This is a genomic window from Gilliamella sp. W8123 (genome assembly GCF_016101085.1).
In the GTDB taxonomy this organism is placed as follows: domain Bacteria; phylum Pseudomonadota; class Gammaproteobacteria; order Enterobacterales; family Orbaceae; genus Gilliamella; species Gilliamella apis.
The window spans coordinates 62281-75495 of the sequence record NZ_JACFRE010000005.1; the positions used below are offsets into that span (position 1 = coordinate 62281).

General features: G+C 33.7%; 11 protein-coding genes. 4 read left to right on the forward strand and 7 right to left on the reverse strand.

Going from position 1 to position 13215, the window contains the following annotated elements; genetic code table 11:
- Window positions 1-30 precede the first annotated feature (30 nt).
- Window positions 31-666, reverse strand: a complete 636-nt coding sequence (locus tag H3T56_RS07290; protein ID WP_198192380.1) for an NAD(P)-dependent oxidoreductase — start codon at window positions 664-666, stop codon at window positions 31-33.
- A gap of 134 nt (window positions 667-800) precedes the next feature.
- Between H3T56_RS07290 and H3T56_RS07295 the strand changes: the two genes are divergently transcribed.
- The 4 genes from H3T56_RS07295 to treC all read left to right on the forward strand — a co-directional run bounded on the left by H3T56_RS07295 (window position 801) and on the right by treC (window position 5557).
- A complete protein-coding gene (locus H3T56_RS07295; RefSeq protein WP_034901015.1) occupies window positions 801-1130 on the forward strand; it encodes a helix-turn-helix domain-containing protein in 330 nt (109 codons plus the stop codon).
- A gap of 99 nt (window positions 1131-1229) precedes the next feature.
- Complete coding sequence (gene treR, locus H3T56_RS07300) at window positions 1230-2192, forward strand: trehalose operon repressor TreR (protein ID WP_086360383.1); 963 nt, start codon at window positions 1230-1232, stop codon at window positions 2190-2192.
- A 182-nt stretch (window positions 2193-2374) separates the two neighbouring features.
- Window positions 2375-3802 (forward strand): PTS trehalose transporter subunit IIBC, encoded by a 1428-nt coding sequence (gene treB, locus H3T56_RS07305; RefSeq protein WP_198192381.1) that lies wholly within the window; start codon window positions 2375-2377, stop codon window positions 3800-3802.
- Between the two features lie 78 nt (window positions 3803-3880).
- A complete protein-coding gene (gene treC / locus H3T56_RS07310; RefSeq protein ID WP_198192382.1) occupies window positions 3881-5557 on the forward strand; it encodes an alpha,alpha-phosphotrehalase in 1677 nt (558 codons plus the stop codon).
- 404 nt (window positions 5558-5961) lie between these two features.
- Here treC and H3T56_RS07315 read toward each other — a convergent pair whose 3' ends face one another.
- The 6 genes from H3T56_RS07315 to H3T56_RS07340 all read right to left on the reverse strand — a co-directional run bounded on the left by H3T56_RS07315 (window position 5962) and on the right by H3T56_RS07340 (window position 13121).
- Window positions 5962-7782, reverse strand: coding sequence for an ATP-binding protein (locus tag H3T56_RS07315; RefSeq protein WP_198192383.1), 1821 nt, complete (start codon window positions 7780-7782; stop codon window positions 5962-5964).
- A 9-nt stretch (window positions 7783-7791) separates the two neighbouring features.
- On the reverse strand, window positions 7792-8811 hold the full coding sequence (locus H3T56_RS07320; protein WP_198192384.1) for an SIR2 family protein: 1020 nt from the start codon (window positions 8809-8811) through the stop codon (window positions 7792-7794).
- Between the two features lie 607 nt (window positions 8812-9418).
- Window positions 9419-10120, reverse strand: a complete 702-nt coding sequence (locus tag H3T56_RS07325; protein ID WP_198192385.1) for an IS1 family transposase — start codon at window positions 10118-10120, stop codon at window positions 9419-9421.
- A 277-nt stretch (window positions 10121-10397) separates the two neighbouring features.
- A complete protein-coding gene (locus tag H3T56_RS07330; protein WP_198192386.1) occupies window positions 10398-10865 on the reverse strand; it encodes an STY0301 family protein in 468 nt (155 codons plus the stop codon).
- A gap of 97 nt (window positions 10866-10962) precedes the next feature.
- The gene (gene pdxY, locus H3T56_RS07335; protein WP_198192387.1) at window positions 10963-11826 is read right to left on the reverse strand and encodes a pyridoxal kinase PdxY; all 864 of its coding nucleotides are present in this window, start codon (window positions 11824-11826) and stop codon (window positions 10963-10965) included.
- A gap of 14 nt (window positions 11827-11840) precedes the next feature.
- A complete protein-coding gene (locus tag H3T56_RS07340) occupies window positions 11841-13121 on the reverse strand; it encodes an MFS transporter (protein WP_198192388.1) in 1281 nt (426 codons plus the stop codon).
- Window positions 13122-13215: the final 94 nt, after the last annotated feature.

A 13215-nucleotide genomic window follows, 5' to 3' on the forward strand; every position in this document is an offset into this window, starting at 1 on the left:
TTAAATTGGCAAGACTTTTGGATAATTTGATTATTCAGCGACAACAGTGAAACGTTGTTTGATATGTTGGGCTTTTTCTGCTTCATCAATCATAGCGATCGCATAGTCAGCGTAGCTGATTTGACTTTTACCTTGGCTGTTAACTAAGAATTGCTCGCCACCAACAATATAATGACCAGTTCTTGCTCCATCAGCAATAAACTCAATTGCTGGGCTTAAATAGGTCCATTGCACATCATCACAGGTTCTTAGTTGATCTAAAGCTTTCGCCATATTGTTGGCTAATGGTTTAAATTCATCAGGGAAATCTGGTGAATCGGCTAAACGAACGGTATGCTCTGGGTTGACGTATAAACTGCCGGCACCACCAACAACTAATAAACGGTTAGGTTTACCGCTTAAAATATCGGTTAAATGTTTAAGGCTAGTTTGATGTAATGGTAGTGATTCAGGTGTCCAAGTACCAAATGCATCAATAATCACATCAAATGGTTTTAAATCGTCATAAGTTAATTGAAATAGATCTTTAACTAATACTTTCGCTTTTGCGTCGCTATTTGAACTCGGTTTACGTACGATAGCTGTGACATCATGTCCTCGTGATAATGCTTCTTTAACCAATAATTGTCCTGATTTACCATTTGCACCAATTACTGCAATTTTCATCTTGTTCTCCTTATTACGACTTAGATAAATTAATTTTTTTAGCTTAATATCCAAAGTTTCTATTGTAAAGTAGGTACCAAGTAGTAATATAGTTACTATTTAGATACTATTGTTGAAATTAAAGGAATTTTATTATGCAGGCAATTGAAAATTTACCGCCATGTCCTGTTGAAACCACCCTATTATTAATGGGTGACAAATGGAAAGTCCTAATTGTTCGAGACTTACTTTCTGGCACCAAACGTTTTGGTGAACTGAAAAAATCACTCAACGGCATCTCACAAAAAGTGCTTACTTCTCATCTACGCACTATGGAAAAAAATGGTTTAATTACCCGCAAAGTGTATGCCCAAGTGCCACCTAAAGTGGAATATACCTTAACTGAAGTCGGAGAAAGTTTAAAGCAAGTACACGATGCTATGTTAGATTGGGGTAGCATCTACAAATTAAAATACAGCAAATAAGATCAGAATTAGCGATAATCTTATCATTGATATGATTATCGCTATTTTCTTTAATCTGTATTACTATGATTTAATTGATATTCATTCAACAAATTGATTATGAGTAAATCATCAACTAATTTAACCATTAAAGATATAGCTAAATTAAGTGGCGTCAGTAAATCGACGGTTTCACGAGTGATTAATCACGATCCTATGGTGAAGGAATCAACTCGTAATAAAGTGATGGCAATTGTTGAACAATATCAATTTACGCCATCGAAATCGGCTAGAGCAATGCGTGGTTATGGTAATAAAGTGATTGGTATTATTGTCACACGCCTTGATTCAATATCTGAAAATCATGCAGTGCAAAGTATGTTGCCGATTTTTTATGCTAATGGCTATGATCCTATAATTATTGAGAGTCAATTTAGTGCCACAAAAGTCGCCGAACATCTGACGATGTTAAGAGAAAAACAAGCTGATGGCATTATTGTGTTTGCTTTTACGGGATTGGACAGTTCATTGTTAACGGTTTGGCAACATAAATGTGTGGTGATTGCTAGGCCATTTCCGGCTTATTCTTGTATTTGTTATGATGATATTGGTGCAGTAAATAAAGCACTAACTTACTTATATCAATCAGAAAAACATAAAAAAATAGGTTTTATTGGTGTTGATAAACAAGATCAAACTACTGGTGGTTTACGTTATCAGGCCTATATTGATTTTTGTACTGCCTATAAAATTCAAGCCAATGCCGTACTTGGTAATTTAAGTTATTATTCTGGTTATGAGCTTGCCGAATCGGTGTTAGTTCATTCACCAACAGCGATAGTTTGTGCTACTGATTCGATTGCTTTAGGCTTAAATAAATTTTTATCGGAAAAAAATATTAATAATATTGTTGTTATTAGTATCGGTAGTAGTGAGTTACTAAATTTCTTATTTTCTCAAACGATAACGGTTGATCTTGGTTTTGATAAAGCGGGCATCTATGCTGCAAACGAGCTATTACTGATGTTAGAAAAACAAGTAAACGCTAAAATTATTACTGTTCCATCCCAATTACTGAGATAACTCTCTGTGTATCGCATTTAGCTGTGATTATCTGAAAATTGTGAGGTTTATCACAAAAAGGGAACGTTCCCATTTATTTAAATAGTAATTCCATTTATGCTTAATCTCTATCAAATTAGGATCGAAATGATTTAACTAAAAACCAAAATATTGGCTTAAATTGAAAATAAGGAGACTTAACAATGGCGAAAGCACCTAAAGTTTCAACCGCATCAATTATGCAACTAATTGAGCTGGTTGGCGGAAAAGAAAATATTGCCAGTGTCACCCATTGTTTAACCAGATTAAGATTTGCGCTTGCTGATCCGAAAATAGCCAATGTTGACGCTATTGAAGAATTACCTTTTGTCAAAGGTTGCTTTAATAACGCCGGGCAATTCCAAGTTATTATTGGCACGGATGTTGACCGTTATTACAAATTACTCACTGAACAGTTAAATATTGATGAAGCAACCAAAGAACAAACCAAAGCCGCAGCTAAACAAAATATGTCCTGGTTTGAACGGTTAATCTCGAATTTAGCGGAAATCTTCGTGCCATTATTACCCGCACTCATTGCGGGTGGTTTACTACTTGGCTTACGTAATGTGATTGGTGAAATGCCAACCATTGACAATAAACCGCTAATACATACTTTTAGTTGGCTGATACCAATTAACGATTTCCTATGGTTACCGTGTGAAGCTATCTTTCACTTCTTACCAGTAGCTATTTGCTGGTCTACGGTGAAAAAAATGGGCGGATCACCCGTTTTGGGCATTGTATTAGGCATCACATTAGTTTCACCACAACTGATGAATGCTTATGATTTGGGTAAGGCCATTCCCAAAGTATGGGATTTTGGTTGGTTTACCATTGCTAAAGTTGGCTATCAAGCACAAGTTATACCGTCAATTTTTGCCGGTTTAGCGTTAGGATGGATTGAAACGCGTCTTCGCAAAATTATTCCTGATTACTTAAATTTAGTTATCGTGCCAATTGTTGCCTTAATGGTATCAGTCGTCTTAGCTCACTTCGTTTTAGGACCAATTGGGCGCATGCTCGGCGATGGTATTGCTTATGTGGTTAAGTATTTAATGACCGGTAATTATGCCTTTATTGGCTCTGCTATTTTTGGCTTCTTCTATGCTCCTTTGGTTATTACAGGTATTCACCACACCACATTAGCCATCGATATGCAGATTACCGAAAGCATGGGTGGCACACCTATTTGGCCAATTATCGCTTTATCCAATATTGCCCAAGCTTCAGCGGTGGTTGGTATCATCTTAATAAGTAAAAAACATAATGAACGTGAAGTATCCATTCCTGCAGCAATATCTGGCTATCTCGGTGTGACTGAGCCAGCGATGTATGGTATCAATTTACGCTATAAATTCCCGATGTTTTGCGCCATGATTGGTGCTGCTTGTGCCGGATTAATTTGTGGCTTATATGGGGTGTTATCCAATGGTATCGGCGTCGGTGGATTACCCGGTATCCTATCGATAAAACCAGTCTTCTGGGCGATTTATGCCTTGGCTATGTTGGTGGCGATTGTGGTGCCAATCGTATTAACCGCCATTGTTTACAAAATAAAACAGAAAAAAGGCACGTTAAATATCCGATAACGGTTATAAATAGGGGATTCACCACGGTTTTTACCGCTGGTGAATTTGAATCTACTGATTAAAAATAAAGAGCGAGCAATGAATAAAATAGCTATCCCATGGTGGCAAAACGGTACCATTTACCAAATCTACCCAAAAAGTTTTCAAGCCAGTCAAGATCTGGCAACCGGTGATTTGTTAGGTATTATCAGTCGCTTAGATTATCTAAAAAAACTTGGTATTAGTGCCATTTGGTTAACGCCAATTTATCCATCACCGCAAATTGATAATGGCTATGATGTTGCCGATTATTACGATATCGATCCGGCTTATGGTTCAATGGCGGATTTTGAATTATTAGTCAAACAGGCGCATGAACGTGGCATCCGCATTATGATGGATATGGTGTTTAATCATACCTCAACCGAACATCCATGGTTTAAATCAGCCTTAGATAAATCTAGCCCTTATCGCTCATTTTATATCTGGAAAGATGCTAAGGCGGACGGTAGCGAGCCCAATAATTGGCGCTCCAAGTTTGGTGGTAAAGCATGGCAATGGCATGAACAATCTGGGCAATATTACTTACACCTATTTGCCAAAGAGCAGGCTGACCTTAATTGGGAAAATCCACAAGTTCGTAACGAAATTAAAAAAGTATGCCAGTTTTGGGCAGATAAAGGCGTGGATGCCTTAAGACTGGATGTGATTAATTTAGTCTCCAAACAACAAGATTTTGCAGATGACAACAATGGTGATGGTCGACGCTTCTATACCGATGGGCCTAAAATCCACGAGTTTTTACAAGAAATGAGCCGAGATGCCTTTCAACCCAATGATCTAAAAACGGTGGGGGAAATGTCTTCGACCTCGTTAGCTAACTGCTTAAAATATGCCTCATTAGACGGAAAAGAGCTAACTATGACATTTAATTTCCACCATTTAAAAGTCGATTATCCAAATGGCTATAAATGGGCATTAGCCAAACCTGATCTACTCCAGTTAAAAAATATCATCGGCGAGTGGCAAACCGGGATGCATAATAAAGCTTGGAATGCTATTTTCTGGTGTAATCACGATCAACCGCGAATTGTGTCACGCTTAGGCAATGAAAGCCAATATCACACAGAATCCGCCAAAATGCTTGCCATGTTGCTATATGGATTACAGGGTACGCCATACCTTTATCAAGGCGAAGAGATCGGCATGACCAATCCACATTTTGATAATATTGACCAGTATCGTGATGTTGAAAGCCTAAATATCTACCACGAAAAAATAGCCGAAGGTATGGATAAAGCGGAAATCTTAGCCATATTAGCGAGCAAATCGCGTGACAACAGCCGAACCCCCATGCAATGGGATGATAGCTTAAATGCTGGTTTCACTAAAGGTCAACCATGGATCGAAGTGGCAAGTAATTATCAACAAATCAATGTCAAAGCCGCACTTGAAGATCCCGATTCTATCTTTTACTGCTACCAAGCATTAATTAAATTACGCCAAGAATACCCGATATTTATTTTAGGTGATTATCAGGATTTAACCGCCAATGTTGCTGATTATTGGTGCTACTTGCGCCGTTATAATAATCAACAACTATTAGTGATAACCAATCTTACTGAACAACCTGTTAACTGGCAGTTACCAAAAACCTTACAAAGTACTAATTGGCAAAGATTATTGAGTAATTATCAGCCAGCAACAACATTCGACTCTGAAATCCAATTAAGACCATACGAAGCATTATATTTATTGGCTGGTGATGATAAATAATAAGCTTTAGTAAAATTGAATGTAAAAAGCGCCGTTATTAAAATGAGCGCTCTTTTTATTAATCATCATGATTGATATAAGTGATTACGTCAGTCATTCAAGCACAAGAAAATGCCGATTTAATTCAAACCACAGCTAAACCTTATCTTGAGGATGGACTTTTTCATAACTATATGATTATAAAAAGTAACTAAAAATTCTCAACATGGAATTATTGTGTTTTATAGCATCTATTTTCTTATTAAGAAAAATTAAGACGGTATAGACTCCTCAATATTTTTACAAAAATTGGGGGAAGGTAAAGGGTTGGTGGTTTTTATTAGCTAATTAATAAAGGTTCAAAAATATGATATTTACATAGGATGTTGTGATCTGATGTTAATAAAGTATTGATGATTGTTTTCTCATATAAAATCATTAAATGATAAAGTATTGCTTTTCGGTTTATATTTATCATCTAATTCAGTTATTCTTAACTTTAATGGCATTTGACTTAGAACACCACTAAATATACAAGTACCTCTTGGTAGTGTTGGTATTGACTCCTCACTCACTTTATCAATATATGAGACTGCTTTTTGGATGGAAAATAAGTCATTTTGATTAATTAATCGATGAATAAAATAGTTGTGAGCTTGTGAAATAATTGTTGGCGATATGTCATTTGGTCTTTGGCTGGAAATAGTAACAAATACACCAAATTTTCGACCTTCTTTAATTATTTCCTCGAAAGTTTCTAAACGATAATCTTTCCAGCTTTCTGACTCTCTGCTAGATGTACTAGAAAGAATATTATGAGCTTCGTCAATAATAAATGAAAGTGAGGAAGTTTCACTTTCTTGTTTTTTATTATTATAAGCCCACCTTGATATTAGTAGAGGTAGTATTTTTTTCATTGTAAGATTAACCATGTTAAGATTAATTACAACAAAATTACTCTCTGTCCAAAATTTTATTGCTCCAGAAGTATCAAAAATTTTTCTAATATCCTTTCTATTACTAATAAGCCTATTAATTACTGGTGAAATATGAGCTTGTTCTGATCTATTTGATAACATTTCTTGTATTAATTTTAAATACATAAATTGTAATAAATTATCTAATAAATCAGTAGCAAATGTAAATTTTTCAGCAGATTTATAAATTTTTGTTTGTTCAGCATCATTTTCAGTATCTATATATTTACCTGTATCTCTTACTGTCCAAACTTTATTTTTAAAATTAAATTCTAAATCAGATGTTAAATCATCATCTTTAAATAATGGCCTAAAAAAATCAAAAATAGTATCTGCTTTTACTTTATCACTAATTGTAAGTGTTTTTTTAACGCAATTTTTGAGAATAGATCTAAAATAATCTATTGGAGTACTAGTTGTAGTAGCGTTAATTATAGTATAAAAATCCAACACTCTTTTTAAAAAAGGTTTTTGAGCTTTTTCTGATGCACTGGATAAAATAGAAAGCATTTCGTGCTCCAGTAGCATTTCTTTAGGAATTGGGATTTTATCACCCTTATCTGTATGAGTGGAAAGATTATAAACCTTTTTATCGGGAGTAATACAATCATTAGAAATGTATTCGCCATTGAAATCAAATAATAAAAATCGACATTTACTATGAAAATTATTTACTATTTTAGTTTTCAAGGTTTCATAACCATTTTTGTATAATGCAGCTAAAGTATTTGATTTTCCACTACCTGTATTACCAAAAATAGCTATGTGCGAATTTAATAACCCATCAACAGGAATTGAAATATCAATATTTTCTAAATCTGTTTTAGCGAAGTTTATACTAAAATCTTTTTCATTTGTTATATTATGAATGCACTGAATAATTGGTTCAGTTACAATAAATGCTTCGTTACCAATAAGAGGAAATTCCCTTGTTCCGCCAACAAATATTCCTCGATTATCAATAAAGCCAAGTAGTGATGTAGTCAAAAAACGGAGATAACGATTAGAACTTGAACCACCAATATTTTTTAAAGAATAGTTTTTATCTTCTATAATTTTTTCGGATTCAATTTTTACAATTAAACTAAGAAATCCTTTTTTTATTTCAATAAAACTGTTTACAGAAACATTTCTCAGTACTTTGCCATTAAAAAAAAGATCGCTTAAATTTTTATTTTTATCTACAAGAATTGTTATATTCCTTCCTGATACTTCGACTACTTCACCTATTCTAAGTACTGCTTCATTATCAATGAAAAATTCAGTCATGTGTATAACCTAAATGATTTTTAATATTGAACAAAAACTTTTTAAATCCATGTTTTTATCTTTTAAATAAATAATTTCCACATTGGAAAAGTCTTTAAATTTATCTTCATAAGATTTAATACTATTATCATTATATGAAAATATAAGTAATTTAAGAGTAGTATTCCGTAAAGCTTTTTTAGTTAATAATTCTATATGCTCGTCACCAAAAGAAAATCCAAATGCGATTAATAATGTTCCTTCTTTATCCAATTCGTTAGAATACGTTCTTAACAAATCATAATAAATATTTTCTAAAACTGTTTCTTTAAATTTTTCTTTGCGTGGCAAAACTAGCGCATGTTGATTAACCCAATCTTTCTTCGCTTTTTCATCTTCAAAATTAATAGGTCTTTCTGGTGGAATTCTATAGTAGATATCATCATTCTCTTTACTCCATGAAAGAGAACCGTGTAATTTGATTAAATTTATAGTTGGTAATTCAACACTATAATTATAAAAATTTCCTGTAGCATAAGTTGAACGATAAAAACTTTTAGGATCATAGATAAATTCATTAAAAATATTTTTGCGATGAGTAAAACCATCATTTAGAATTAAATTATGTCGGTAAGTAGCTGCTTCTTCAATAAATAAGTCATAATTAGTTGTAAAGATATTTATTCTTCTTGGTAATAGATTGGTTCGCCTTTTAATTAAAATATTTTCTAAACTTGCTATGAAATTTATATAATTTTTTTTTGTAGTATCAATCTTAGTAGGATCAATATTAATAATGAAATTGCGTTCTAAAAGATTATCTGTTACATCCCAAATTTTTGATAAGAAACTTTCTGCAAGGCCAAAATAATCTGGTTCATTTTCTTCTTCTATAAGTTTCTGTAAGTTATTTTCTATATCACCTAGCATATTTATAGCAGGTTGAGATGCTCCAGAGCCAATCAAAAAATTAATATTTGCAGATTGAAATAGTCGTTGAAAATATTCTTTATCATCTTCATCACCTCTATATTGTCTTCTTATTGCCACAAAACTCCCCTCAAACCTAAATATCCATTTGATATAATAATTAAATTACAAACAAATAAGCCTTTTTAGTTGTAATTTTTTAGTATTTTAGGACTCTTAAATGAATTAGTAAACTTTCAGATTATTTTTTAGTTTTAATGTTGTTTTTATTGAATAAATTAAGGTAATTTAATTCTTTTAACCAATTAAAATTCACACCTTAGAATAAACAACCCCAAACATTGCCAAATTACCACTAAAATTACTGATACACTAATATAAAAAAACAAAAATAACTATCGTGTATTTGTTTCCAGTAAGAATAGAGAAAGAGTTGTTTCTGCAATAATACCGATATATTGAAAGAGTCTTAATAATCCAACAATGATTGATTCTAGTATTGATTCATTACTATCTAGATAAATACACTATTGCAATAGCCACCACCGATATCACAAAGCAAGAAACTTGTTTATTTATGAATTTATATTAGTTATAAGATTATTAATAATAATTAATTAAAAAAACAGATTTTTATTCAAACGTATTGTTAAAAACTTTTAGCTATAAATTGTTTAGCAATTTAATTTAAGACAGCATAAACTCCTCAATATTTTTTACAATTATATTATTTTGCATTAATATCTAACCAGGTTTGACGATAACGCTGGCGTCGCTTTGCTCGGCAATAGTTAACCAAAAGTGTAAATCCTTGTTCTTCCATTAATGTAAAAAAATAGCGCTGCCATTTAGCTGCGGTATTGGCATTAATGCCTAATTGTTGCTGAATGGTTTTATATGTTTCACCTTGCAGCAATAAATCAATAAACGGTAACCATCGTTCATGGTGAGATAACTTATTAAGTTGATATTGTTTCAGTGGATTAAAGGTTCGTCGACAGGTTTTACAACGAAAATTAAGCCGATGGCCAATGCGAATAGTATTCAAAGAGTGGCAATAATCGCAAGGCATGACAGACGTCTTAAGTAGTCCAGTAAGCCACGATTTAAAAGCCTTAGCTTGCTGAAAAACTTCTGTTGGTTTTGCTTGAGCAAGGTTAAGAATCGCTTGATAAAGATCCGGTTCATATTGTGCTAACAACTGACGGATAACATTATCCCACCGCCGTGCTGCTCGCGCTGAAAGGTTAAACTTATCTGCAATAAAGCTATGTGGTTGATTGCTTAACGTCATTGGCGCAATATTTATGAACAATGAAGCTGGTTTAAAACGTCGACATAAAGGCGTTGTCGCCACCAAATCCGGCAACGCCAGCAAAAAACGTTCAGCGGCAAGATGTTGCTCAATCGGTAATAGAGAATGATACATTATCGTTGTCCTTTTGATGGTATAGACTCCTTAATTATTTTTACACATAATGAATACAGGAAAAGGCATAATTTTTTCATTGTGTAAAACCACAAATATCTTATTTTCTTGTTACAAATTTTGATATATTTCTTATTAGTTCAATTAATGACATCTAAGCATAGATTAAAATATGCCAAATTTGATAAGTCGATGAGATAATTATCAAACCGACTAAGCATAACAAACACTATTAAAGATACTTAAATTCAAAGCATTTAAAATTAAAAAACCAGATTTATTCCACCTTTTGCCATTCATTAGCACTACAGATAAGTTTGGCTGTTGTGTGTTGATTTTTATCATTTGAATAATCCGCCCAGCAACTTTTCATCGATGGATCGATTTTTTTTACTAATTGGACTTCATCGCCATTATAGCTACAACTAACGTAGTTTCCATTTTCATCATAGGCTGAATTGATTTGCCAAGTAAGGTCATGTTTTTTGCCATCAATAATGCCAATTTCAGGTTTTAATTGAAATAATTTAACTGGCTCATCGGAATAAACACCAATACCACTGAGTAGTAAACTACGGTTTTTTTTCATTGAAACTTGCCAACCCTCAGGAGTTGCTTCAAGTTCAGGATGATCGGATTTAATATTGATTCGGGTTGGGCAATCAAGTTCATAAGCAGTAGCTACTCCAATAGTTGCCAACCACGCTATTACAATCAAACTAATATTTATTCGGTAACCTTTCATCTCATCCATCCTGTTTATATGGCATATTAATCTATTGTTAACGCTTTTAATTAATTATGCCAATAATCTAAATCAAATTATTTTTAAAATGCTGTTTTTATAATAATGGTGTTGCTCGATACTGTAAATCAGGTTTTTTTAGCCAGTCTTGTGAATCAATAATCGCTAGTTCTCTAGCCTCTTTTTGTTTGGTAACAGCTAATACGTGATTCGCTGCATTGGCGGCTAGTTCAAATGCATTTAATTGTGATTTGCCATTAATTAAATGAGCAGTGAACAAACTACAGATTAAATCGCCAACGCCCAATGGACGATAAGGGAAGTCATATAATGGACGGGCAAGGTGATAACTTTGCGATGGTGTGGCTAATATCATTTCAAACAATTCTGTGGTTTTACCGGCATGGACTAAATTTTTAACTAAAATTGCTTGGATAGGTTGATTTTGCAGTTTTTTAATTGCCGTTTGTACATCGTTAAAGGTTTTAATTTCGATATTCGATAATATCTGTAATTCTAATAAATTCGGCGTAATATAGTCTGCATGTTTAATCGCTTGCTTAGTGAAAAAATCAATAATATTTTGCGGTAGCGAACTGCCTTTATTAATATCTCCGCCCATAACCGGATCGCACACATAAATGGCGTTAGAGTTATAATATTTTATCTTTTTTACTGCTTCGATAATTTCTTCACCTTGTTCGGCAAGGCCAATGTAACCTGATATGACGGCATCAATTGATTTTAAAACGCCAATTTTTTCGAGACTATTTACGATCCGTGTAATTTGCTGAGCCCCTAATACAATACCATCATAATCGGGATAAACCGTATTACTCGATAGTTGTACTGTGTGGATCGGCATGACTTCAACGCCTTGTAATTGCATGGCTAATGTGGCAACTTTGTTGCCTGCATAGCCATAAACAACATTAGATTGAATTGATAAAACGGTTTTCATAAGTAGTTGCCTTTTTATTCATCATAATAGTGATAATGGCTTAAAAGATAGATGCTGATAATGGATAGCATTGCTAATCCGCAATAAAATAGTGCTAATGGTAACCAATAAGTTTGGTAGGTAAAGATAATATAACCCCCGATCAATGGAATAAGGCTACCAAAAATAGCTGCGCAACCTTGATAACTCATGGATAAGCCGGTATAGCGAATTCTAGCAGGAAAAATTCGGCTTAAATAACCCGCTATTACTCCATAGAAACCACTGTAACAGATCACATTTAATGAAATACCAATAATAAAACTGGTTTTTGTTCCTGCTTGAATAATTGGGAATAACAAAAATACGGATGCCATCGCTAATATTGCTGAAATAATTAAAAAGCGTGTTGCTGAAAACTTTTCTGAAAAATAAGAGATAAACGGTTGCGCAATAAAGTGTACCATTGCAATCCAAAATAGTGCATCAACGATGATCTTCTTCTCAACCCCTAGTGCCATTGTTGTATAACCAATCATTAGCGTATTAGAAAAAATACCACTAAATGATAGTACATTGGCGCATATAGCTAATACCAATATTGACGTTGCCCGTTTAAACACCTCAATAATTGGCACTGACTCTTTTTGTTTCAAGCTAGCTTGCTTTTTAGCTGATTCGATAAATACGGGTGACTCGGTTAAGGTAATTCTGGCAATAATACCAACAATTAATAGAATAAAACTGACTAAAAACGGGATGCGCCAATAACCGCTATCTATAAGTTTATCTGTAGGCAAGCTAATGATATAAGAAAAAACCAATAATGCGAGGATATTACCTGCCGGACTACCCCACTGAGCAAACGATGAGAAGAAGTTTTTTAAGCCTTTGGGAGCATGTTCATTGGCCATTAATACTGCGCCACCCCATTCACCACCGACAGCAATACCTTGTAAAATACGTAATCCAACTAACAGTATCGGTGCGATGATTCCTGCTTGTTGATAAGAGGGTAACAAACCAACACATGTTGTAGCAATCCCCATTAATAGCAAGGTGATAATTAGCGATTTTTTTCGCCCTAATCGATCGCCAATATGGCCAAAAATTATTGCGCCTAATGGTCGAGATAAAAAACCAACTGCAAATGAGGCAAATGCCCCTAAAACTTGCACAAATTGATTATCAGAAGGAAAGAAAAGCTGACCAAAAATTAAGACTGATGCTAACGCATAGATATAAAAATCATACCATTCAATGGTAGTACCAATAAAAGCAGCAAAAGCGACTTTTTTAGCAGATGAATTGGGCATAGTTAGACCTTGGCAAAGCCAATAATGAATGTAGTTAGTTGAGACAAAGAAACTAACACAAAACCATTAATATCACAATTTGTTATCTGATAAG

Excerpts from the sequence above, each read along its gene's own strand:
- H3T56_RS07290 (WP_198192380.1), bottom strand. The coding sequence starts at position 666 with ATGAAAATTGCAGTAATTGGTGCAAATGGTAAATCAGGACAATTATTG.
- H3T56_RS07295 (WP_034901015.1), top strand. The coding sequence starts at position 801 with ATGCAGGCAATTGAAAATTTACCGCCATGTCCTGTTGAAACCACCCTA.
- treR (WP_086360383.1), top strand. The coding sequence starts at position 1,230 with ATGAGTAAATCATCAACTAATTTAACCATTAAAGATATAGCTAAATTA.
- treB (WP_198192381.1), top strand. The coding sequence starts at position 2,375 with ATGGCGAAAGCACCTAAAGTTTCAACCGCATCAATTATGCAACTAATT.
- treC (WP_198192382.1), top strand. The coding sequence starts at position 3,881 with ATGAATAAAATAGCTATCCCATGGTGGCAAAACGGTACCATTTACCAA.
- H3T56_RS07315 (WP_198192383.1), bottom strand. The coding sequence starts at position 7,782 with ATGACTGAATTTTTCATTGATAATGAAGCAGTACTTAGAATAGGTGAA.
- H3T56_RS07325 (WP_198192385.1), bottom strand. The coding sequence starts at position 10,120 with ATGTATCATTCTCTATTACCGATTGAGCAACATCTTGCCGCTGAACGT.
- H3T56_RS07330 (WP_198192386.1), bottom strand. The coding sequence starts at position 10,865 with ATGAAAGGTTACCGAATAAATATTAGTTTGATTGTAATAGCGTGGTTG.
- pdxY (WP_198192387.1), bottom strand. The coding sequence starts at position 11,826 with ATGAAAACCGTTTTATCAATTCAATCTAATGTTGTTTATGGCTATGCA.
- H3T56_RS07340 (WP_198192388.1), bottom strand. The coding sequence starts at position 13,121 with ATGCCCAATTCATCTGCTAAAAAAGTCGCTTTTGCTGCTTTTATTGGT.